This is a genomic window from Peribacillus sp. N1 (assembly GCF_054600815.1).
Map to the genome: position 1 here is coordinate 264,647 of NZ_BAAHZO010000004.1, position 20,735 is coordinate 285,381.

Consider the following 20,735-nt stretch of genomic DNA (forward strand, 5'->3'; position numbering starts at 1 on the left):
TATACTTAATGTTTTTTTACTGTAATCCTTATTGGATTGAAGAAATTTGCGACACTCCTGCCGAATTACTGGCTAGCCGAGACACCGCAGCCGCTCGCGGCGAGGAGGCTTGGCAGGCAGTCGGCGGAAAGGGAGCGGATTTCTGAAATCAACTGAAACATCTCTTGCTGATCTTTGAATTTGTCTACAGGCTGTAACCACCAATCAGGTGGTCTTTTTTTTATGCATCTACAGTAATATTAGGTATATTTTCCTTTATATTGAAACCTTGTCTCGCTTTAAACGTAAGAATAAGGACATGATATTTCAACCTACGCGTCAATAATTCGGCAGCGGCGTGAAAGTAACTTGTGACAAAAGAAGGACAGCAAATTACTGTCCTTGTGCCTGGCTGTGAATGGTTCCATTCTTTTTGAAAACTGTGTAAAACAGCTTAATCGGCAGGTATCCTATAGTCCCGCCAAGAGTATTCAGGATCATATCATCGGTATCAAAACTTCCTAATTCAAATAAAAGCTGAAGAACCTCATAGGTGAAGCTAAAACAGAATGTTGCAATCAAGATCGATCTGAGTTGGGAAAACCTTTTTGATATTAATGGAAGCATCAAGCCAAATGGTACAAAACCGATGATATTCCCCGCTATGTTCTCAATCCGGATGGATGTATTTACATCCGCTAAGAACAGGTAATGGAAAATGGTTTTAAAAGGGATGAAGTTATGGGACCCCCAATATCGGCCAGTGAAGGAAAAAATAATATGACCATTCATTTCGGTTATTGAGAGGGTTTTAAATAAAATGAGCTTTGTAAGGATTAATAGATAAAGAACCATAAATAACGATAATACAATTTTCACAAAAATTTTCATGATACAACTCCAATATTAAAGTAGGAAATATTTATCATTTTATCATAAATGGTATATGATGAGTTTAATGTAATATTTTACAAGTTTCTTTAGCGCAAGGAGGGGTAAAAGTGGAGGAAGCAATAATTGATTTTCTCATTGCAGTCATGTTAATTATTGGTTTCACATACGGCCTCATTAGGCAATTTAGACATTGTGTCAGTATCAGGAACGGAAATAAGTCGGAGTATGTTCATTACAAGAGGGTATTGATTGGAAACTACCTGATTTGCCTATCCTATTCGGGTTTTCTTTTTTCTTATATTTTGAATTCATTACTCTCATCTCGTATTATACCGGTTTCATTTATTACAAGTGATAATACTAGTTTTTGCTGTTTTGGTTTTCTTGCCATTCTATTAATCGCTAAATTTGGAATTATTCCAAAGGAAAATGAACAAGTTGGATTACAAGAATACATAGTTGAGAAAGAGGAAATATGAAGAAAATTTCGCTTACTTTATTAATCGTATGTATATCGATTACCTTTCTATTGAATTTTGCCATGCCTGAATTTGCTGGCAAAATGAAAGACAATATAAGTTCCATGAATATCCTGTATTCATACAGTGTCACAAAATCATTTTCGGAACAAACCCAAGAAACGATCGAAATGGCATCCGTGCCTTTAGGGAAAGCCGAGACAAGGAGCGCCGATTTCCGGAGTGATGTTAAGCTTGAGGGAACTCCGCTGAATATTAGAAGTGTAGTGAAAGAGAGCTTGAACAAGCCGGAAGCGTATAAAACTAAAGAGAAATTAACCGGCCCCGAAAAAGGGTTTTCTTACCGGAAATATTATCTTACCAAAAATTATGATAAAGGAAGATATACAGTCATCCGAACGAATAAAATAACCGGGAAAGAAAAGGTGTATGTCGGAACTTACTATGAGCCGAGTACGCAAGATCCGATCGTCAAATGGTCACGTGATGAGAAATAATGGCTGATAATATCTTTTACCTGAAAAGTTGAGTGATTATATGGAGAAAACAGTAAAGATCGAGGATTATAACCCTGATTGGGTTAATGAATTTCAACAGGAAAAAGCGAGGATAATGGGGGTTTTAAAGAACTCTTGCCTTTGTGTTGAGCATATTGGAAGTACATCTGTCATAGGGTTGGGGGCAAAACCGATTTTGGACATCATGGTTGGCGTCCGGCATTTAGATGTAGCAGACACATTCATTGAGCCCTTGGAATCGATTGGATATGAATTTGTCTCGCATCAGGAATTTCCCGAAAGGCGTTTTTTTAGAAAAGGCCAATGGAGAGCGGGGACACATCATTTGCATATCTATAAATTCGGAAGTGGACAATGGAAGAATCAACTTTCGTTCAGGGACTATCTAAGAAGCCATCCTGACGTAAGGAAACAATATCAGGAATTAAAATTATCCTTAGCTCAAAAGCATCCTGGGGATATAGTGGGGTACACGAAAGCAAAAGCTCCATTTATCCAAAATGTCATAGAGTCAGCAAGATGATAGTTCTTGCCATGTTTCTTAACTGAAAGAAAATGAAACACCAAAGGTTAGCTTTTCTTAGGACAAGAGGTAACGGCAGTCAATTTAAACTGCCGTTTTTGTATGATCAATTAGCATGAACTCCGAACAATTAGTTCAGGGGCAAACCGGTAAGTAATGTATGGAGTCTGATCCGAATTGGTTATCCGGTTCAATAATAACTCTGCTGTTTTAATGCCCATTTGTTGTATTGGTTGTCCGATAGTTGTGATGGAGGGTTCATAAAACTCCGTATAAGCGACATCATCAATGCTGACAATGGCCACTTCCCCAGGGATCGAGATTTTTTGCTTTTTCAAATAGCTAAGGATTTCACGTAACACTAAATCATTTCCTGCCACTATGGCTGTTGGAGGTTTTTCTGCATCGAATATCTGGGCCAATTTTTCTTGAATTCGATTTCTTGGTAAAGAATGAATATCATCCTCCCTGACTTCCAATTTATGAGATGCCATCGCTTTTTTGAATCCTTCGATTCTTTCCAATCTTGGTGTGATCGGGATATCAATCGGTAAGGTTAAAAAAGCAATATTTTCGTGTCCTTTTTCAGCCAGCATGGAGACAGCTAAAAAGATTGCAGCATGATTGTCCAAAAGAACGGAATCGGATGTAACTCCATCTACTAATCGATCAACGAAAACCATTGGAATTGAATGATCGGTCAAGTAATTATAGACTTTAAAATCATTTCCAACCGGAAAAATGATGATTCCATCTACTTGCGTGGAAACCAGCAAATCAAGGTATTCTTTTTCTTTCTCTGGGTCATCGGCTGAGTCACATATGAATACCTTCATGCCATGCTGCTGAAGCTGTTCTTCTACGGTACGAATGATTTCGGTGGATAAAGTATGTAAAATATTTGCTACGAGTATGCCTATGACTTTTGTTTTTTTCACTTTTAAATTCCTGGCATTATCATTGGGGCGAAAATCAAGTTCTTGGATGACTTGCTCGATTCTGTTTTTTGTTTCAGCACTCATATAACGAAAACGTTGGTTAATATATTGAGAAACCGTACTTTTGGAAACACCGGCCTTCTCAGCAACATCTGATATGGTAGTTTTCTTTTTTTTCATGATGTTCTCCTAAAGGATATTATTTCTTGAAATAGAACGGGTTACCTTCATCATAACAAAGGAGCATTACGATTCCAACGCCAGTTAGCAGGTTTTGTTAAACATTGGATGTAAGAAACACCCTAAGCACTTTGGCTAAGGGTGTTAACCATAAACATATTCATTTGCAAACCTTAATCATTAACGAACGAGCCAGCCTCCATCGACAGCGAGAATATGGCCATTCATATAGTCAGAGGCCTTGCTTGCAAGAAAAACGACGGTTCCCATGACATCAAATGGTGTTCCCCATTTTTCAGCCGGGATCCTTGAGAGAATGTCCTTGTTTCTTGACTCATCTGCACGTAGCGCGGCAGTATTGGCCGTTTCAATATATCCTGGGGCAATCGCGTTTATTTGAATGTTTTTAGACGCCAATTCATTAGCGAATGCTTTAGTCAGCCCGGCAACGCCATGTTTACTCGCTGTATATGCCGGAACGAACTTCCCTCCTTGGAATGTGAGCATCGAAGCGATATTTATGATTTTTCCGCTGCCTTGTTCAACCATTTCTTTGGCAACTAACTGACTAAGAAAATACAGGGAATTTAGGTTAATGTCCATTACTGCATTCCAATCTTCGTCTTTATATTCCAATAAAGGAGCACGGCGAATCGTTCCTGCATTATTAACAAGGATATCGATTTTCCCGTATGCATCAAGACAGCCTTTTACAACACCTTTAAGGCTGTCTTTATTGGTAAGTTCTGCTTGATAAAAGACTGCTTTTTGGCCGGTCGTTTCAATTAAATCCTTTGTTTCCTGCCAATTGTCACCATGGGCAACGATAAAAACATCTGCACCTGCTTTTGCTAAAGCAACCGCATATCCTTGTCCTAATCCAGTATTTCCTCCCGTTACGATGGCAACTTTCCCTTTTAAGCTGAAAAAGTCCATTGAAAAATCCAGTAAACTCATCTTGTTTCCTCCATCCCCATATGGATTAGTAAACCATTCTTAGCATGTTACTTCATTTCTGAAATAGGAAAGTTATCCATATCCTCATATGTATAATTCTCTCCGGCCATTGCCCAAATAAATGTGTAGTTGCTTGTAGCGGAACCACTATGTATGGACCATGGAGGTGAAATGACAGCTTGTTCATTTTTCATTACAATATGCCTTGTTTCATCGGGTTCCCCCATCATGTGGAACAAAATGGCATCTTCTGCTAAGTCAAAATACATATAAACTTCCACTCTGCGGTCATGAACATGAGGAGGCATGGAGTTCCAGACATTTCCTGGGGCCAATTCAGTCATTCCCATACACAGTTGGCAGCTTTGGATACCTTTTTCATGAATCATTCTGCGAATCGTCCGCTTATTTGCCGTTTCCTGTGATCCCATTTCATCACCTTGCACTTCCTTGAATGCTACGTGTTGAATGGGGTAATTTTTATGTGCTGGAGCAGAGGCTAAATAAAATTTAGCAGGTTCGGAGTCTGAATCACTACTGAAAATCAGCTCTTTACAACCTAATCCTATATACAGACAATCACGATTTTGAAGGGGATATACCTCCCCATCAACTGAGATCCTTCCTGATCCCCCTATATTAAATACACCTAATTCTCTTCGTTGAAGAAAATAATCAGCTTTTATGAAATCATGGCCCTCAAGCTTGACCTCTTTAGAAACAGGTTTGATTCCTCCTATGATGATCCTGTCATCAAGGGAATAGCATAAAGAAACGTCATCATCGAGAAATAAATTTTCCACTAAAAAGTTTTGGCGGATTTCACTTGTATCAAAGTGTTTGGCTTGTGACGGATGAATGGAATAACGTTTTTCCATATGCATATAAATAACCTCCTATTTAGTAAAACGGTTTATCGTGAATATTCAAAATGTTAGCGCTACCAATATTAAAAATATATATAATATTTTCCAAATAGTCAATGATAATAGAAAATTTTAGTAGATTAATAAGTATAAAAGAAGAAATAAATGATTAAAACTATGTTTTTATGCAAAATAAAAATATGAAGATTAGTATTGTTAAAAACTGGTTTATATGATAATCTGACTTTAATAAAAAGAAAGCGCTTTCTTGCAGTTTAGGTTTACTAAACCGTAATACACCTTTTTCAGGGGGAATTAGGAATGAAAGAATTAGATGTGATCACTTTTGGGGAACCGATGACCATGTTCTATGCAAATGAAGCAGAACCTTTACACGAAGTTAAATCCTTTTCCCGAGCGATTGCGGGAGCCGAATCAAACGTAGCTTGCGGATTGGCGCGTCTTGATTTAGATGTTGCTTATATGACGAAACTTGGCAACGACAGTTTCGGTAAGTTCATCATCGGAGAATTGAATAAAGAAAAAGTCGACACGACAGGTATCCGTTTTACAAGTGATCACCCGACAGGAATGCTAATCAAATCTAAAGTGCTGGATGGAGACCCAGAAGTGGAATATTTCAGAAAAAATTCAGCAGCTTCTACTCTGGAAATTGACGACTTCTCGGAAGAATATTTTCTGCAGGCTAAACATCTGCATGCAACAGGTATCCCATCCGCATTATCTGAGAGCTGCCATGAATTTACCGTTGCTGCCATGAAATTTATGAGGAATCAAGGAAAAACCGTTTCATTTGATCCAAATTTACGGCCTAACCTATGGCCGGATAAACAAAAAATGGTGGATTGCATTAATCAGCTAGCTTACATTTGTGATTTCTTTCTTCCAGGCATGTCTGAAGCGGAAGTTTTAACAGGACTCCAAACACCTGAGGAGGTGGCCGAATTTTATTTTAACAAAGGAGTTAAAATGATCGTCATCAAGCTTGGAGCAGAGGGAGCCTATTATAAAAATGCGAATGAAGAAGGGTATATTAAAGGATTTGTACCCGAAAAAGTCGTTGATACAGTAGGGGCCGGCGATGGTTTTGCCGTCGGGGTGATCAGCGGCTTGCTTGAAGGTATATCCACGATGGAAGCCGTTATTCGGGGTAATGCGATTGGCGCACTGCAAGTCATGTCTCCTGGTGATATGGATGGTATGCCCAGCCGGAAAAAATTACAGGACTTTATTGAAAGCCAGAACAAACTATTAAACGTTGATTGATCGATAACTGCAACCAGTTAACTCCACAACTAGACTTCCAATTACAAATAATCATAAATTTGATAATGAAGTGGAGAGATTGTGATGAGAATAAAAGCCGCAATAGAAAAAATCCCTGGTGGCATGATGGTTGTCCCGTTGTTCATAGGTGCTTTGATACATACTATTTTTCCTGACACAGCAACCTTCTTTGGTGGATTTACAGGTGCGATGCTAACGGGTACCGCATCGATACTAGCCGTCTTTTTCTTTTGTGTCGGAGCTACGATAGATGTTAAGCAATCCGGGTATATTGCAAGAAAAGGATTTACGTTGCTTATCGGTAAAGTCGTTTTTGCGGCATTATTAGGATATGGTGCAGCTTTGCTTCTTCCAGAGAATGGGATTCAAACTGGTCTCTTTTCCGGTCTTTCGGTTTTAGTGCTGATAGCGGCTTTTAATGAAACGAACGGTGGTCTTTATACCGCACTCATGACAAAATTGGGCAGAACGGAAGATGCTGCGGCATTCCCGTTCATCAGTATTGAAAGCGGACCGTTCTTCACGATGATCATCCTCGGTGTTGGAGGCCTTGCAACCTTCCCATGGCAAACAATTGTCTCTACATTGATTCCATTTGCAGTCGGGATGATTGTAGGGAATATCGATAAAGAGTGCCGGGAATTCTTTGGACAGGCCGTACCGGTCCTTATTCCGTTCTTCGCATTGGCTCTAGGATTCGGGCTGGATTTTGGCATGATCTTAAAATCCGGATTCATGGGTATTTTAATGGGTGTTGCCGTCGTCTTCCTTTCCGGAGGTGTCTTATATCTGCTGGACCGTTACGTTACTGGCTCCGATGGTGTTGCTGGGGTCGCGGCTTCTTCAACAGCGGGTGCCGCAGTTGCTGTACCTTTCATCATTGCCGAGTTAAACCCGCAATTTGCTCCTGTAGCAGAATCGGCAACAGCAATCATTGCGACAAGTGTATTGGTGACAGCAATCCTAACACCAATGCTGACGATGTGGGTTGCCAAGAAACAAGAAGAAAGAGGGATTCCGCAGCGAAGAAGCATGAAACCAACTATTTTGAAAGATCCGAATGTGACTTCCATACAAAAAGCGAAGTAAAAGTAAAATGTAAGCGTTATCCAAAAAGCAACCGGGGTTATTATCCCGGCTGCTTTTTTGTGATATATGCACACTGGTGTTAAAATAAGGAAATAATTAAAAGGAATGTAAATGCCAATTCCTATCAAGGAGGCTTACATGAGAAAGGTCGAGGTTGTTCTATATAAGAAAGAATGGTCAAAGCTATTTCATGATGAATGCCAAAAATTAGAGGATATTTTCGGGCCTGAAATGATAGAGTTATACCATATTGGCAGTACGGCCATACCGGCCATCCATGCCAAGCCAGTAATAGATATTTTGGCAGTGGTTAAAGATGTGGAATGTGTGGCTGATTTTAATAAAGAGATGGAAGAGATAGGGTATGATGCCAGGGGCGAGAACGGAATTGCCGGACGACGGTTTTTTCGTAAAGGCGGGGATGATAGGACGCACCATATTCACATGTTTGAAAAAGGACATGAGGAAATAGCCAGACACCTCGCTTTTCGGGATTATTTGCTATCACACCCTGATGAAGCACAAAAATATAGTAGGCTGAAGCAGCGCTTGGCAGCGGAATTCCCAGATGATATTAAAGGATATGTTAACGGGAAAAATGATTTTATCAAAAAGGTTGATGAAAAAGCGAAACATTGGGCGAAGCGTGGTGATCATCATGTTAATGAAGTGGATTAAATGCCAAGTGAATGAGGAAAACAAGCGTTCATTTTCAAAAGCACAAGAGGGATGGGGAGAATTGCGTCATTGTGCTGGTTTCATGGGTCAAATCGGAGGGTGGAATAGTTATGAACCCTTTGAAGCAGGCATTCTCTCCGTTTGGAAAAATCTCCATGCCTATCAAAGTTTCATGCAGCATCAGCATGATGCAATATTCGGGAAGAGTGACCAGGGAAGTACTTATACAAATATTTCTGTCGATATATTCGAGAGTATTTTCAATATAGGAACAACAGACATTACAGCTTTTTTTGGCAAGGGGAAATTACTGCGAGTGGCTGACTGTTCTGTTGAAAAGGATAAACGAGCCCGTTTTGAGCAGGTGCTAAAAGAAGTAGGGAGCAAGGGCATGCTGTCTGGCGCATTCGGTAGTAAAAGGCAAAACGGCAGATACCTTGTCGCCTCAATATGGGACAGTGAATTTTCACATCAAAGGTATGCGGATAAGGAATTGCCTGCCCTGATAAACGAATCGGGAGTGAACGTTTCAACCCATCGCATTACAGGGAGTTTAATTGAATTGCATCCAAAGTGGGTGGTCATTTAGAATCAAACATTATCAATCTATCAATTGAGGCTATGGCGTCTTGAATTTGAACGTTAAGGACATATCAGAGCTCTAAATATATTCTACAGAAGGTGATTACAAATGAAACTAGATAATGATTCACAGTACATCAGGGGCATCTACCTGAATAGAGATCGAATATCTTCGTATGACCATTTCCCTCTTGATCTGCCGGTTATCAAGCACCTTCAAGAAGTTGCTTTTCATCCCAGTGTTACCTATGTCATCGGGGAAAATGGAATGGGGAAGTCCACCTTGCTTGAAGGTATTGCGATTGCGTATGGCTTCAATCCGGAAGGCGGAACGTTAAATTTCAATTTCTCCAATTATGATTCACATTCCAATTTGGACGAATACCTCCGTTTGAAAAAAGGCGTATACAAACCGAAGGATCATTTTTTCTTTAGGGCGGAAACCTTTTATAATTTAGCTACGAATATAGAGGAATTGGACAGGGAGTCATCGTTTGGGTCGAAAATCATCGATTCCTTCGGTGGAAAATCGCTACACCAGCAATCTCATGGGGAATCGTTTTTTTCTGCTTTTGTAGAACGATTTCAAGGCGATGGATTGTATATCCTCGATGAGCCTGAAGCTGCTTTGTCGCCATTGAGACAAATATCGATGCTGGCAAGGATAAATGAGCTTGTTCAACAAGGTTCCCAATTCATCATTTCCACCCATTCCCCGATCATCATGGCCTACCCGGATGCTAAAATCCTCCAAATTTCAGATGAGGGAATGAGTGAGGTGACATTAGAGGAGTCCAATCACTATTTGTTAATGAAACAGTTTTTTGAAGATAAAGATCGGCTTCTTCATCATCTATTTCAATGAGATTTTAGCATCTCCATGAAAAGCAACTAAGGAAAAACCCCGTCTGCACTGCACATACGGGGTTTTCATTTTTTTGGAATTCCTTGTTGACAGCTTAGGTGTATTACGGGTATAGTACATCTATAAGGTGTATGAACCACTTAGTACATACACGTATATCAGGCTTTTTTTAATAAATAGGGGGTGGTTTTAATGAACGTAAATACCCGGGAACCGGTATATCTGCAAGTCGTTAGGCATTTTAAAGAACAAATAGCCATTGGTAATTTCGTGGCTGGACAGGAAATTCCCTCGCGAAGAGAACTGGCGGCTTCACTTAATATAAATCCCAATACCGCTCAAAAAGCGTATAAAGAAATGGAGGAACAGGGCTTGATTCATACAGAACGAAATTTCCCCAGTCAAATCACGACGAATGAAACGATACTACAGGCTGTAAGGCAGGAATTGATTTTGGCAGCCGTCGATACGTTTGTCGATGCGATTCGTCCGATTAATGTACCGGTTGATGAACTGCTTCGTGTGGTTAAAGAAAAATACTCGGAAGAAATAAGGGAGGAGGAAGAACAATGATAGAAGTAAAAAAGATCTCCAAGAATTATGGACGGAAAAAGATCTTGGATGATGTTTCATTTACAGCCAATAAAGGCGAAGTCACTTGTCTGATCGGGATAAATGGTGTAGGTAAAACGACTACACTCAAAGCGATCATGGGATTGACGCCATATAAAGGTGAAATCCTGATCGATGATCAAAAGATGACAAAGGACAGTTATGAAAAAATCACCTTCATTCCGGACGCACCGACCATGCTCCCGCAAATGACCATTAAACAGGCAATGGTTTTCATGTCGGATTTCTATACGTCCTGGAATCCGGAAAGAGCTAACCAGCTAATGGGGTTTTTCAAGCTTAAAGAGGAGAATCGCATTTCGGAATTGTCAAAAGGGAATACAGCTAAGCTTAACCTGATGCTTGGTTTGTCCCTTGACGTCGATTATGTACTGATGGACGAACCATTTTCGGGAATTGATATGTTTAGCCGCGAGCAAATTGCCGATGTCTTTGCGAGCCACCTGATTGAAGATAGAGGAGTCATCATCACGACCCATGAAATCGGTGATATTGAACATTTGATCGATAAGGTCATTTTATTGGATAACGGTACAGTGCTTAAAGAGTTCAATACAGAAGAAATGCGTGAAGAGGAAGGGAAATCGGTAGTCGATGTAATGAGAGAGGTGTATCAATCATGATGCGATATATAAAACTAGTGAACTTTGAAATCAACCGTTTCAGTAAAATCTATCTTAGCTTATTGTTGATAACCTTGGTTTCGCAATTTGCCGGAGTGATCTTCGTAACGAAGAGCCTTCTTAAAGATGCCAGGGAAATCATGAAAGAAGAAAGACTATCTGAAGCTGCTTATATTACCAATTATGGAGGCATTGATTTTAACCATATTGCCAATACCCTCTTGTTTGTAGGACCGATAGCGCTTAGTGCGGTTGCCCTTATTTTTTACATTTTCCTAATTTGGTATCGTGATTGGTTTGGAAAGAATACGTTCATTTATCGTCTATTGATGTTACCGACATCCAGATTATCGATCTACCTTTCCAAAGCCACGGCCATTTTCCTGATGGTATTAGGGTTGATTGCTTTCCAAATCATCATTTTACCAATGGAAAATGCCCTATTTAATTCGAATGTGCCGGAAGCGCTCTTGAATGAAATGTCAATTTCTACTATCTCGAAAGCCAATCCAGTTTTGTCATTGATCATCCCAAGCACGTTCACGCAATTCCTGCTTTCCTATGGCATTGGTCTTATGATTATGTCGATATTATTCACGGCGATCATGTTTGAAAGAAGTTTCCGCATAAAAGGAATCATTTTGGGTTTGGTATATTGCGGACTCGCTGCTGTGTTGTTTTTAGCTCCAGTTTTAATGGAAATCGGGAATTTCTATTTCTATCCTAATGAATTATTTGGCCTGCTGCTCGCAATAGGGATCATTTTGACAGGATTATCGGTTTGGCTTGGTGCATGGTTATTGAAAAATCGCGTTACCGTATAACAACAACTTTAAAGGAGAGTGAACAAAGTGAAACGTTATTTATGCAGCATCATTATTGGAATGGTTGTCATCTTAAGCATTGGGACCTATTATGTCAAAGTAGCTTCCTCCGCTTCCAGCCTTCCAAAGTATACGTTCAAGACACTGGAAGGCAGCGATAAAGAGCTTGATCCGGTGATCATAAATGCTACGCTTCAAAATGGCAGTAATTTTTATGAACCATTAACAATTGAATCCAATACAACGACATATGAAAGCGAAAAGTCTTACTTGGAGAACTTAACTGGAAGACAAGGTCATGAAATTGAAAGATTGGTAAAAGAACATCGTTCATTTATGCGTGGCAAAGATTCCATTAGTTCTTTATATGAAGACGATGATTTTCTTGCTTACGCTTGGGTGAATAGCGATATTACGAATAACGGGAAAATGGAAGCAAAGTTTGATATCGGTTTACTGGAGAAGAAGGACGAAGAGGAAACTTCGTTCCAAATTGAACTTCCGAATCAAGACAGAATCATGAATACTGAAGTCAGGGATGTGCAGTTGGTCCATTCAAAACTGCAGGTTTTAACGATGAATGAAGTGAATTCCAACAATGAGAAGCAAACAAAAGAGGTTCATCTGTATACGATCGATGTAGCCAATAAAAAAGTCTTGAGCGATAAAACCCTTGTATCTGAATCCTTTACTTACCCTAATCAAGTTGATTTTGAGATGCCAATCGATCTTACTCCCTCACAGCCAAACAACATGGTATTCATTTCGTTAATGAAAGGGGTAAATCATGAGGATGGTCCATTTGAGGAAAAACTAAAGGAAAGCAAGCTTTTATCTTATAATTATGAAACGGAAAAATTAGAAACGGTAAAAAAAGAATTGCTTAGCCTGGACATGGCTAGATCAGGATTTGCAGATGGAAAGAACCTTTATGCAGTTGAAATGAAATCAGATAAATATCGCATTAAAACGTTTGACCTCAGCAGTCAAACATTAACGAATGACACGGAACTGGATATAGCTGCTAATAAAAAGGAACAAGACTTCGCTGCCATTAAGAACGGGCGTGTGTACTTCCTATTAGGGAACGAAGTGGATCAAGACGTTTTAACAAACAAGCCTGCCAAACTTCTGATTGCAGATATAAAGACTGGAAAGACTTTATATAAAGGTGAAACAGTCATGAATAAAAAGAACAGCAAAAGTTTTGAACTTTTTATCGATGACTTGGAAATAAAATAAGGACCTACTATAGCTAGAAGCTGTTAAATGAAAAGGGATATCCTCCAATAGGATATCCCTTTTTCATTTAAATGGAAGCCAAGTTCGTTCTGGCTGTACGTTCCTTCTTACCGTGCAAGAAGTAGTAAAGGAAGGAGGTTAAGATGACCAAAACGCCCAAGATGACATAAAGTGTGCTGTAACCTGTTACCGGAATGATGAATCCCAGAATATAAGGGCCGAATCCAAGTCCTGCATCAAGCATGATAAAGAAGGTGGATGTTGCCATCCCCATTCGGTGAGGCGGTGTCAGTTTAACGGCAATCGCCTGCGAGCTTGATTGCATATTACCGAATCCGAGGCCAATGAGGAAACCAGCTGCCAGTAAAGTGAAACTATTTGTTGTCATACTTAGAAGCAGCAAGCCGACTCCGAAAATAATGAAAGCCGGATACATAATGAAGTTCGATCCTTTCCTGTCCATCAATGGTCCTGAGAAAGGACGTGATAACAATACGGCTACTGCGTATACTACAAAGAAGAAGCTTGCCGTATTGACCAGATCAATTTCAATGGCATAAAAACTGATGAAAGAAAGGACACTGGAATAACAGAATGCCAATAATAGAGTGATGATTGAGATGGGCAGTGCCTTAGGTTCAATGAAATTGGAAAGCTTGAATCCTTTGCTTTCCGTAACTTTAGCCGTCACTTTCAATGCCGGGACATACAGGAAGAATGCTGTAATCAGGGAAATCACCCCTAAAGCCAGGCAGAAACTGAAAATGACTTGGAAGCTTGTATTTTGAGCCATAAACAGACCGATGAAAGGACCGATAGCCGTCGCAAGTGTTGCGCTCATGCTGTAATAGCCGATGCCTTCTCCCTTTCGAGTTGCCGGGATGATCTGGGCGACGATCGTGCCTGTCGCAGTACTAGCCATCCCCATCGCCATCCCATGAATCAGGCGGTTAACAAGCAGGAAGCCAATTCCAAGGTCCACAAAATATAGAAGTGTTGTCAAAGTGAAAAAGATCAAGCCTATGAATAATGTTTTCTTCCGGCCGATTGAATCAATGAAACGGCCGATGAATAGACGTCCGATTAACGTCCCGATAATAAAAATACCCGATATGAGTCCGGCTTCACTTGTAGAAGCATCCAATTCATTAACAGCATAGATAGCAAGTGTCACCATCAGTAAATAAAAGATTAATGTGATGAAAAAATTGATGGACGAAACGATGACAAAGTCCTTCGTCCAAAGTCTGGCTCTGGATTGATCCATTTTATTATCTCCTTACTTTATAATGTTATTTCTTATTTCGCCCATGATGCGTATGGCTGCAAGTTGTTCCTCTTCAGTGATTCCTTGCAAGATATCCTGTTCGTATTGATCGATTGTCACGCGGACTTCACTGTAAATTTTTTTGCCAAGCTCCGTAAGCCGCATTCTTTTCTCGCGTCTATCTTTGCTTGGCACATGCTCGACATACCCCAGCTCTTCCAATCGGCTAATGGTCCTAGTAATCGTTGGTTTTTCCACACTTTGATAATTGGCAAGCTCTACAAGCGTCGCCGAACCATTATTGATTAAGAAATGTAAAATGGACCATTGCGCCCTGTGTAAATCATGCTTATTCAGCTGGATATTAAGATTATTTTCAAACGGCCGGTACAGCAGTAATAATTGCTGAAAGAATTTTTGGAAAGTCTTTATCAGAAACACCTCTTATCAATATATAGTTATCGTGAGTAATTGTTACCCTGAGTAACTATAATACCAAAACAAATCCATTCTGTCCAATCGGATATGTATTGTTTAGTTAAATCAGGTTTTTAGTTAAAATGAATGGGAATATAGGAATAGGAGATGATGTGAAGCATGAATAAATCTATGATCGCGTTAATTGCCACAGTAACAATGCTAACTGCTTGCAATAATGACAAAGCGGATGAAAACGGGGAAAAATCTGTCCAAACAACAGATGAAAATCAAACCCAAACTGAAAATGAACAACAAAAACAACCTTCGCAAACAGAAACTCAAACAAGTCATAATCATGAGAAGTGGTCTTCTTTGCCCGAATATGACAAAATCATCGAGCAAATCGGCAACGAAGACTATACTTTCAATAAGGAAACGGATAACGATGGTAAACGAGTATTCCTTATTGAATTGAACGGTGAAAAACAATATAAAACCGTTTTCGTCAAAAATACCAATCGCCTGAAAATTATCAAAATAAATGGCGGCGGAGAGGTTTATGACGGAATCTTAAAATAAGTGGACCTGCGTAAGTGTTGGTTTTGATAAAGGGGTCGGGGGGAAAGGGCTGTAAACCTTTAAGGTTATCACACTCCCTATCATAGAGGGCGAGCGAGTGGGTCTGCTGCTTCCCGGCATCATGTTGATGAGATCACTAGAAAGTTAATGGGCAGAGGATTTGCCATCCTTTATGCCGACAAACATTAATTGCCGGTGGGAAGGATCATTATGCTGTATATTTCGAAGATCCCGATCGGAGGAAGAACGAACTCGCGGCCCCTTAATCATACGCAATAGTTGGCATAGCTATAATGGCCGTTATGTCCATCTTTCCCTTTCTCTGGTTCGGGTTCTGGGCCAAGTGAAAAGGCCTCGATCAATATAAATGCACCGAAAACTTGGGTCCAGCTGCCGAGTAAAAGAATTTGTTCTCCCATCCGTCGTTTTTCGTTTAAAATGAAGATATTTCCGACCGATTCCAAAAAAGAACCGGCTGCAATGAGTCCATTTCCCTTGATTTCAAAAGAGCGTGAAATGGACTCCTCCGTCAATGATGCCCCGAATGCTTCAAATGCGGCACCAAGTCCTTGGATTCCACTGCCAAGTGCATCGGTTCTGGTGCCCTCTTCCTCTGAACCACTCAACTGCATATCTATTCCAACTGCATTTGCGATATTGCCAATAGCCTCAAGCCAAGCACCGAATATGAAATAGGTTTCCGATCGTTCATTATCCGAGTTCAGCATTTTCGAACGGCCGATTGCTTGCAGCGAATTTCCAAAGGCCTCAATGCCATTCCCTTTGAGGACAAGATCTTTTCCGAGGTTAGTCCCCGTTAAAGTTTGCCGGGTTTGCCCGATTGCACCTACAAGTGTGCCGATGCCAAGTAACCATGCTCCTGAAATAAGGAGGTCATCTCCATGAGTGATCATATCTCAAACGCTCCTTAAAAGTGGTTAGATTATATTATTCAGGAAACAGTGTTTGTTTACATATTGCTTTAACACTGTAAGCTCGGGTTGAAAATTAACCATTTATTGGTATAATGACAGCTGGAGGAGATGATATTGACATTTAGCAATTTTCTACAAATGATTATCACTGCACTTTTCTTTATCGTTTTTATGTTTTGTACCTGGTACGAAGGCAGTGAAATCCTGGATAGACCTTGGGAATGGAAGTATTCCACCCATTTCACACAAGTTAATGATGATCAGAGGATGGAAGCAGATGATATTTCGAGTTTTGATTATTTCGTGTATGCCGCAAAATTCAAGCCGCTATTTCCACTTCTTATGGTCTTAGCCGCATCGTACTTTATCATACTTACGGGATATATCCTATTCAAAAGAAGGATTAAAAAAATGGCTCTATTCTTATTTGGATTGGGTATCCTTTTTCTGCTTTCAAGTGGTTTTGTATCCAATTCCCCGACTGTTGGAGGAAATATCTTTCAAGCACTTTTTCTGATAGGCGGAATGATAGCCATATTTAGTGGAGTTCTATATTATTTCCGGATGCCAAGAGGATTCAATACGTTCATGAAGTAAGCAAGGCTGCCAATGAGGCAGCTTTTTTTGTGGAAAGATGACACAAAATAACGAAAAATAATAGTCATTTCCGCGAAATTCTTAGATTGAACTTCACTGAAATGTAGTTTATAGTTAAGTCGAAATTTAGTAGACCAGTTGCTATATTACCGGCGATGAACCCTTATCGGTTGGATATAGGGTTATCCAGTGATTGAAGAATAAAGCGAAAAGGTGATAATATGTCAGGCAAAATAAAAATTGAACAGCCAAAGATTCCCCATGACTTACCCCAAGCGAACTTTCAGGAAATATATTATCAAGATGAGCCTTATCTTGAGTCCTGTATCATAACTAATTGCACGATCGATAGAGAAAATATGGAAAAAATCGTATTATCACAGATTGTTTTTAAAAATGTGACATTCAGCGATGTATCATTCAGGAATATTGAGCTGACGGATGTCATTTTTGATCATTGCGATTTGACGAATGCCGATTTCATGGGCGGCTCGATTCATCGGGTGGAATTCAAAGAGTCCAAACTTTTAGGCATTAACCTGTCTGACGCAAGTTTAGGGAATGTCTACTTTGAGAATTGCAACCTTAATTTAAGTGCTTTTGGTTATTCCAGTTTAAAGCAAGTGAAGTTCGATCATTGCTCATTGGAAAGTGCTGATTATTATGAATGTAAATTCATTAAAGTGAAGTTCGAAACATGCAGATTAAATGAAGTGAACTTTTCCCGGACACCGCTCAAAGGAATTGATATTAGCAGTTCTACATTTCAAAGGCTTACCGTATCACCAGAGGATTTAAAGGGATGCGAAGTTTCCCCGGACCAAGCTATAGTCTTTGCAGCCATGCTTGGACTGAAAATTAAAGAGTGAACCTTTTTAAGATGTAAATTGAGCTAATGGAGAGTAAACTGCGAGATCTTCAATGAAGCTGAAGCGAGGACCACCGATTTGGTGGTCCTTTTTGAGTGGGCTTGTCGCTAATTCATTGGATATTTGTGGTAAAAATAAAGAGGGTGAATAGAATTATATAGATTTTGAATAGTACGGAATGTTTGCATAAATGCAGGATATCTTTACAATATTTGTTAAGTGGAGGGGAATTGAACGTTGATTATCAATAAGGTCACTTTGTACAGTCATGTCTGGGATGAAATGCGGAGTTTTTATGTTGATGTGTTAGGATTTGAGTTATTATCGCAAACTGATGATGGTTTTGTAATAAAGGCAGGGGAAAGTGTGCTTGAAATTAAAAAATATCATCACAAAGGAAAGCCTTTTTACCATTTTGCCATGAACATACCGACCAATTTATTTACTTCGGCAAAAGCATGGGCGAAATCAAAAGTGAAATTGACTAGAGAAGATGATGATGACGAAGTTTATTTCAGCTTTTCAGACGCACATTCTTTTTATTTTTTAGACCCTTCAGGCAACATTGTCGAGTTCATATCGAGATATTCCGTATCACCCGAATCCGAGGCTGAGTCTTTTTCAGCACAAAACGTCCTGTGCATCAGTGAAATAAACATTACGACAGATGAAGTCAGGGCTTTGGGAAATCAGTTGATCAGTAATGGTGTACCTGTAAGGAAGGGTGAGGCAATAAGTGAAGATGGATTGAATTTCATGGGGGAACATGAAGCAGGTTCGTTTTTACTTTTAGGTCCAAGGAAACGGCGTTGGATTTTCTCGGATAAAGAGTCGGAAATCTTTCCGCTTTCGCTAGTCATAAATCAGCAACTGGATATTTCATTGGATGGCAAAGGATTTATGGAACTGAAAAAAGTGGAATGATGTAGATTTATAATTTGGCGATAAGCTTCGTTCGACCGATTCAATAATAGGAGTATCACTTTTGTTTAAATAAGGCTATGTTAAAATTTTGAATAAATCGTAATCATTTATGGTAATCTGATTTATTTTTAGAAGACAAAAATTCGCATACTATGGCAACGATATTAGCTGATCTTGTTAGCTCACCATTTATTCCTTCTGCTCACAAACGTAGGTTAGCTGTATATATTTTATTTTTACTTAATGAATTCTCTAAACTCATCAATATATAAAGCTACATAACCACAATTTGGGCATACAAATGCTTTAGGGTTTGCAGAAACACTAGTGAAAAGTCCTTTCTTTCGACTAATCTTTAGTCCATACATTCCGCCTTGAACATTTACTTTGCAATCATCTATCATTTCAGTTTGGCACTGATTACAAATTCTTTTCATTAAAACACTCCCTTTTCATTTAAAAACTACTTAAGTAGAAACAATCTGAAATCAATGTTTATTTTAACATAAATATCCAAAAGACCTTATTACATTTTGAATAACATGTTAATAGAAGGAAGAATAGATAACTTACAGCAGGTTTAGCAGTCTAAAAGAATTTAACAACACCATTGAAATGTTCCTAGCTGAATATAAAACTGCACCATAACCCAAGGAGCAAAGCCATGAAAAAAAGAAGTTTATTGATTGCGATGGGCGTGATCGTTTTCGGGATCATTGCCTCGATAGCGCTGGTTTCCCAAACCAAAAAGAAAGAGGTCGCCGGTAAAATGGCATTTCCTCAGCATACAGTCTATCAAGAGGGTACGATAAAACCTGACAATCTTTCACAGGAGGAAATGGATGCTGCAGTAGCGAAATTTTATGGAACCTGGAAAAATGAATATCTTAAGCAGCCTGCCAATAAAAGTGATGAATATTATATTTTTTACAATGATAAAGGATATGCAGAGCCGAAGAACGCAGTGACCGTTTCTGAAGCGCACGGTTATGGGATGATGATAACGGCAATCATGGCAGGCAGTCAGGACAAGCAGTACTTCGATGGACTTTATCGTTTTTATAAAGCGCATGGAAGTGATAATGCCCCTTCATTAATGGCATGGCAGCAAGTAAAGGATAAATCGGGTAAAATAATCAATACGACAGGGGATGCCGATTCAGCAACTGATGGCGATATGGATATCGCCTATTCGTTACTATTGGCACATCGCCAGTGGGGAAGTGAAGGGGAAATCGACTATCTTGCCAGTGCAGAGGACATCTTGGACGCGATCATGTCGAATGAGATAAATCGGTCGCAGTCCCTAGTTAAACTTGGGGACTGGGCGGAAGATAAAGATGACGCATACGGACAATCGACTCGTTCATCCGACCTTCTTCTCAATCATTTTAAGACATTTGAGGCGGCAACTGGGAATGATGAATGGAAAGGTGTTACGGATAAGGCCTATGCGATCATTCATTCGATTTATGAGGAGGAAAGCGGCAATACTGGCCTCATGCCGGACTTCATTGTACGATCCAACGGAGAGTATCAGCCAGCACAAGCTGACTTTTTAGAAGGGGAGAATGACGGCAATTATAGCTGGAACAGCAGCAGGACCCCTTGGCGCTATACGCTTGATTACTTATTGACTGGTGATGAAAGAGCGCTGCCACAATTAAAGAAGATAAATGATTGGATTAAAGCGGAAACGGATGGCACCCCTGAAAATATCCAATCCGGTTATACACTTAGCGGAAAAGCCGTGGAAGAAGGGAATAGTACAAGCTTCGTTACTCCATTCATGGTGAGTGCCATGGTTGATTCCTCTAATCAGCAATGGATTAACCTGTTATGGAGTAGGACGATACGGGAACGAGACGATGATGACTATTTTGCCAATACGATAAAATTACAGACAATGATCGTGGCTTCAGGTAACTGGTGGGCTCCATAATACAATGGAAGTAACTAATTAAAG

The 20,735-nt window shown here is 39.7% G+C and carries 26 protein-coding genes; 18 read left to right on the forward strand and 8 right to left on the reverse strand.

Annotated features, from left to right (window positions below; translation table 11 throughout):
• Positions 1 to 8 precede the first annotated feature (8 nt).
• Entirely contained in the window at positions 9 to 146 is a 138-nt protein-coding gene (locus tag ACYP5M_RS17100) for a hypothetical protein (RefSeq protein WP_452444909.1), read from the forward strand.
• A gap of 226 nt (positions 147 to 372) precedes the next feature.
• Here the strand turns inward: ACYP5M_RS17100 and ACYP5M_RS17105 are convergent, their stop codons facing one another.
• Positions 373 to 870, reverse strand: a complete 498-nt coding sequence (locus ACYP5M_RS17105) for a VanZ family protein (RefSeq protein WP_459735311.1) — start codon at positions 868 to 870, stop codon at positions 373 to 375.
• Positions 871 to 980: 110 nt separating this feature from the next.
• Between ACYP5M_RS17105 and ACYP5M_RS17110 the strand changes: the two genes are divergently transcribed.
• Genes ACYP5M_RS17110 through ACYP5M_RS17120 form a run of 3 tightly spaced genes read left to right on the forward strand, consistent with a single transcriptional unit; the run spans position 981 to position 2,393 of the window.
• Positions 981 to 1,352, forward strand: coding sequence for a hypothetical protein (locus tag ACYP5M_RS17110; protein WP_459735312.1), 372 nt, complete (start codon positions 981 to 983; stop codon positions 1,350 to 1,352).
• The gene (locus ACYP5M_RS17115; RefSeq protein WP_101224830.1) at positions 1,349 to 1,849 is read left to right on the forward strand and encodes a hypothetical protein; all 501 of its coding nucleotides are present in this window, start codon (positions 1,349 to 1,351) and stop codon (positions 1,847 to 1,849) included. Before ACYP5M_RS17110 ends, ACYP5M_RS17115 begins: the two co-directional genes overlap by 4 nt.
• A 40-nt stretch (positions 1,850 to 1,889) precedes the next feature.
• Positions 1,890 to 2,393, forward strand: coding sequence for a GrpB family protein (locus tag ACYP5M_RS17120; protein WP_434168463.1), 504 nt, complete (start codon positions 1,890 to 1,892; stop codon positions 2,391 to 2,393).
• 110 nt (positions 2,394 to 2,503) lie between these two features.
• Here the strand turns inward: ACYP5M_RS17120 and ACYP5M_RS17125 are convergent, their stop codons facing one another.
• The 3 genes from ACYP5M_RS17125 to kduI form a co-directional block, all read right to left on the reverse strand.
• Complete coding sequence (locus tag ACYP5M_RS17125) at positions 2,504 to 3,511, reverse strand: LacI family DNA-binding transcriptional regulator (protein ID WP_434168464.1); 1,008 nt, start codon at positions 3,509 to 3,511, stop codon at positions 2,504 to 2,506.
• A gap of 180 nt (positions 3,512 to 3,691) precedes the next feature.
• On the reverse strand, positions 3,692 to 4,468 hold the full coding sequence (gene kduD / locus ACYP5M_RS17130; RefSeq protein ID WP_101224828.1) for a 2-dehydro-3-deoxy-D-gluconate 5-dehydrogenase KduD: 777 nt from the start codon (positions 4,466 to 4,468) through the stop codon (positions 3,692 to 3,694).
• Positions 4,469 to 4,515: 47 nt separating this feature from the next.
• A complete protein-coding gene (gene kduI, locus ACYP5M_RS17135; RefSeq protein WP_434169600.1) occupies positions 4,516 to 5,346 on the reverse strand; it encodes a 5-dehydro-4-deoxy-D-glucuronate isomerase in 831 nt (276 codons plus the stop codon).
• A gap of 309 nt (positions 5,347 to 5,655) precedes the next feature.
• On the opposite strand from kduI, the gene ACYP5M_RS17140 reads away from it, so the two are divergent.
• The 9 genes from ACYP5M_RS17140 (at position 5,656) to ACYP5M_RS17180 (ending at position 13,178) form a co-directional block, all read left to right on the forward strand.
• Entirely contained in the window at positions 5,656 to 6,621 is a 966-nt protein-coding gene (locus ACYP5M_RS17140) for a sugar kinase (protein WP_434168465.1), read from the forward strand.
• An 84-nt stretch (positions 6,622 to 6,705) separates the two neighbouring features.
• Positions 6,706 to 7,731, forward strand: coding sequence for a 2-keto-3-deoxygluconate permease (locus ACYP5M_RS17145; RefSeq protein ID WP_101224826.1), 1,026 nt, complete (start codon positions 6,706 to 6,708; stop codon positions 7,729 to 7,731).
• Positions 7,732 to 7,869: 138 nt separating this feature from the next.
• The gene (locus ACYP5M_RS17150; protein ID WP_434168466.1) at positions 7,870 to 8,409 is read left to right on the forward strand and encodes a GrpB family protein; all 540 of its coding nucleotides are present in this window, start codon (positions 7,870 to 7,872) and stop codon (positions 8,407 to 8,409) included.
• Positions 8,396 to 8,998 carry a YdbC family protein gene (locus ACYP5M_RS17155; RefSeq protein WP_434168467.1) on the forward strand — a complete coding sequence of 201 codons (603 nt, stop codon included), beginning with the start codon at positions 8,396 to 8,398 and terminating at the stop codon, positions 8,996 to 8,998. Before ACYP5M_RS17150 ends, ACYP5M_RS17155 begins: the two co-directional genes overlap by 14 nt.
• Before the next feature lie 102 nt (positions 8,999 to 9,100).
• Positions 9,101 to 9,856 (forward strand): AAA family ATPase, encoded by a 756-nt coding sequence (locus tag ACYP5M_RS17160; RefSeq protein WP_434168468.1) that lies wholly within the window; start codon positions 9,101 to 9,103, stop codon positions 9,854 to 9,856.
• A gap of 192 nt (positions 9,857 to 10,048) precedes the next feature.
• The gene (locus ACYP5M_RS17165) at positions 10,049 to 10,429 is read left to right on the forward strand and encodes a GntR family transcriptional regulator (protein WP_048686641.1); all 381 of its coding nucleotides are present in this window, start codon (positions 10,049 to 10,051) and stop codon (positions 10,427 to 10,429) included.
• The gene (locus ACYP5M_RS17170) at positions 10,426 to 11,112 is read left to right on the forward strand and encodes an ABC transporter ATP-binding protein (protein WP_034310708.1); all 687 of its coding nucleotides are present in this window, start codon (positions 10,426 to 10,428) and stop codon (positions 11,110 to 11,112) included. Before ACYP5M_RS17165 ends, ACYP5M_RS17170 begins: the two co-directional genes overlap by 4 nt.
• The gene (locus ACYP5M_RS17175) at positions 11,109 to 11,936 is read left to right on the forward strand and encodes a hypothetical protein (RefSeq protein ID WP_459735313.1); all 828 of its coding nucleotides are present in this window, start codon (positions 11,109 to 11,111) and stop codon (positions 11,934 to 11,936) included. The genes ACYP5M_RS17170 and ACYP5M_RS17175 overlap by 4 nt, the downstream gene beginning before the upstream one ends.
• Positions 11,937 to 11,963: 27 nt before the next feature.
• Entirely contained in the window at positions 11,964 to 13,178 is a 1,215-nt protein-coding gene (locus tag ACYP5M_RS17180) for a hypothetical protein (RefSeq protein ID WP_459735314.1), read from the forward strand.
• A 67-nt stretch (positions 13,179 to 13,245) separates the two neighbouring features.
• Here ACYP5M_RS17180 and ACYP5M_RS17185 read toward each other — a convergent pair whose 3' ends face one another.
• Positions 13,246 to 14,445: an MFS transporter gene (locus ACYP5M_RS17185; RefSeq protein ID WP_434168471.1), complete on the reverse strand. Its 1,200-nt coding sequence runs from the start codon at positions 14,443 to 14,445 to the stop codon at positions 13,246 to 13,248.
• 12 nt (positions 14,446 to 14,457) lie between these two features.
• On the reverse strand, positions 14,458 to 14,877 hold the full coding sequence (locus ACYP5M_RS17190) for a MarR family winged helix-turn-helix transcriptional regulator (RefSeq protein ID WP_230177961.1): 420 nt from the start codon (positions 14,875 to 14,877) through the stop codon (positions 14,458 to 14,460).
• Between the two features lie 165 nt (positions 14,878 to 15,042).
• Between ACYP5M_RS17190 and ACYP5M_RS17195 the strand changes: the two genes are divergently transcribed.
• Complete coding sequence (locus ACYP5M_RS17195) at positions 15,043 to 15,444, forward strand: hypothetical protein (RefSeq protein ID WP_434168472.1); 402 nt, start codon at positions 15,043 to 15,045, stop codon at positions 15,442 to 15,444.
• Positions 15,445 to 15,710: 266 nt separating this feature from the next.
• On the opposite strand, the gene ACYP5M_RS17200 is transcribed toward ACYP5M_RS17195, so the two are convergent.
• Complete coding sequence (locus ACYP5M_RS17200; RefSeq protein WP_434168473.1) at positions 15,711 to 16,358, reverse strand: DUF6944 family repetitive protein; 648 nt, start codon at positions 16,356 to 16,358, stop codon at positions 15,711 to 15,713.
• Positions 16,359 to 16,493: 135 nt separating this feature from the next.
• Here ACYP5M_RS17200 and ACYP5M_RS17205 point away from each other — a divergent pair, with 135 nt between their 5' ends.
• The 3 genes from ACYP5M_RS17205 to ACYP5M_RS17215 all read left to right on the forward strand — a co-directional run bounded on the left by ACYP5M_RS17205 (position 16,494) and on the right by ACYP5M_RS17215 (position 18,769).
• Complete coding sequence (locus ACYP5M_RS17205) at positions 16,494 to 16,976, forward strand: DUF4306 domain-containing protein (protein WP_434168474.1); 483 nt, start codon at positions 16,494 to 16,496, stop codon at positions 16,974 to 16,976.
• Positions 16,977 to 17,197: 221 nt separating this feature from the next.
• A complete protein-coding gene (locus ACYP5M_RS17210; protein ID WP_434168475.1) occupies positions 17,198 to 17,845 on the forward strand; it encodes a pentapeptide repeat-containing protein in 648 nt (215 codons plus the stop codon).
• 237 nt (positions 17,846 to 18,082) lie between these two features.
• Positions 18,083 to 18,769, forward strand: a complete 687-nt coding sequence (locus tag ACYP5M_RS17215) for a VOC family protein (RefSeq protein ID WP_434168476.1) — start codon at positions 18,083 to 18,085, stop codon at positions 18,767 to 18,769.
• A 236-nt stretch (positions 18,770 to 19,005) separates the two neighbouring features.
• Here the strand turns inward: ACYP5M_RS17215 and ACYP5M_RS17220 are convergent, their stop codons facing one another.
• Positions 19,006 to 19,206 (reverse strand): hypothetical protein, encoded by a 201-nt coding sequence (locus ACYP5M_RS17220; protein WP_434168477.1) that lies wholly within the window; start codon positions 19,204 to 19,206, stop codon positions 19,006 to 19,008.
• Between the two features lie 227 nt (positions 19,207 to 19,433).
• Here ACYP5M_RS17220 and ACYP5M_RS17225 point away from each other — a divergent pair, with 227 nt between their 5' ends.
• Positions 19,434 to 20,711 (forward strand): glycosyl hydrolase family 8, encoded by a 1,278-nt coding sequence (locus tag ACYP5M_RS17225; protein ID WP_459735315.1) that lies wholly within the window; start codon positions 19,434 to 19,436, stop codon positions 20,709 to 20,711.
• Positions 20,712 to 20,735: the final 24 nt, after the last annotated feature.

Bases quoted from the DNA above. Each gene is read 5' to 3' on its own strand.
- ACYP5M_RS17105 (WP_459735311.1), bottom strand. From the start codon at position 870: ATGAAAATTTTTGTGAAAATTGTATTATCGTTATTTATGGTTCTTTAT.
- ACYP5M_RS17100 (WP_452444909.1), top strand. From the start codon at position 9: ATGTTTTTTTACTGTAATCCTTATTGGATTGAAGAAATTTGCGACACT.
- ACYP5M_RS17185 (WP_434168471.1), bottom strand. From the start codon at position 14,445: ATGGATCAATCCAGAGCCAGACTTTGGACGAAGGACTTTGTCATCGTT.
- ACYP5M_RS17210 (WP_434168475.1), top strand. From the start codon at position 17,198: ATGTCAGGCAAAATAAAAATTGAACAGCCAAAGATTCCCCATGACTTA.
- ACYP5M_RS17195 (WP_434168472.1), top strand. From the start codon at position 15,043: ATGAATAAATCTATGATCGCGTTAATTGCCACAGTAACAATGCTAACT.
- ACYP5M_RS17120 (WP_434168463.1), top strand. From the start codon at position 1,890: ATGGAGAAAACAGTAAAGATCGAGGATTATAACCCTGATTGGGTTAAT.
- ACYP5M_RS17160 (WP_434168468.1), top strand. From the start codon at position 9,101: ATGAAACTAGATAATGATTCACAGTACATCAGGGGCATCTACCTGAAT.
- ACYP5M_RS17150 (WP_434168466.1), top strand. From the start codon at position 7,870: ATGAGAAAGGTCGAGGTTGTTCTATATAAGAAAGAATGGTCAAAGCTA.
- ACYP5M_RS17165 (WP_048686641.1), top strand. From the start codon at position 10,049: ATGAACGTAAATACCCGGGAACCGGTATATCTGCAAGTCGTTAGGCAT.
- ACYP5M_RS17140 (WP_434168465.1), top strand. From the start codon at position 5,656: ATGAAAGAATTAGATGTGATCACTTTTGGGGAACCGATGACCATGTTC.
- ACYP5M_RS17170 (WP_034310708.1), top strand. From the start codon at position 10,426: ATGATAGAAGTAAAAAAGATCTCCAAGAATTATGGACGGAAAAAGATC.
- ACYP5M_RS17175 (WP_459735313.1), top strand. From the start codon at position 11,109: ATGATGCGATATATAAAACTAGTGAACTTTGAAATCAACCGTTTCAGT.
- ACYP5M_RS17200 (WP_434168473.1), bottom strand. From the start codon at position 16,358: ATGATCACTCATGGAGATGACCTCCTTATTTCAGGAGCATGGTTACTT.
- ACYP5M_RS17145 (WP_101224826.1), top strand. From the start codon at position 6,706: ATGAGAATAAAAGCCGCAATAGAAAAAATCCCTGGTGGCATGATGGTT.
- ACYP5M_RS17155 (WP_434168467.1), top strand. From the start codon at position 8,396: ATGAAGTGGATTAAATGCCAAGTGAATGAGGAAAACAAGCGTTCATTT.
- ACYP5M_RS17225 (WP_459735315.1), top strand. From the start codon at position 19,434: ATGAAAAAAAGAAGTTTATTGATTGCGATGGGCGTGATCGTTTTCGGG.
- ACYP5M_RS17220 (WP_434168477.1), bottom strand. From the start codon at position 19,206: ATGAAAAGAATTTGTAATCAGTGCCAAACTGAAATGATAGATGATTGC.
- kduI (WP_434169600.1), bottom strand. From the start codon at position 5,346: ATGGAAAAACGTTATTCCATTCATCCGTCACAAGCCAAACACTTTGAT.
- kduD (WP_101224828.1), bottom strand. From the start codon at position 4,468: ATGAGTTTACTGGATTTTTCAATGGACTTTTTCAGCTTAAAAGGGAAA.
- ACYP5M_RS17115 (WP_101224830.1), top strand. From the start codon at position 1,349: ATGAAGAAAATTTCGCTTACTTTATTAATCGTATGTATATCGATTACC.
- ACYP5M_RS17125 (WP_434168464.1), bottom strand. From the start codon at position 3,511: ATGAAAAAAAAGAAAACTACCATATCAGATGTTGCTGAGAAGGCCGGT.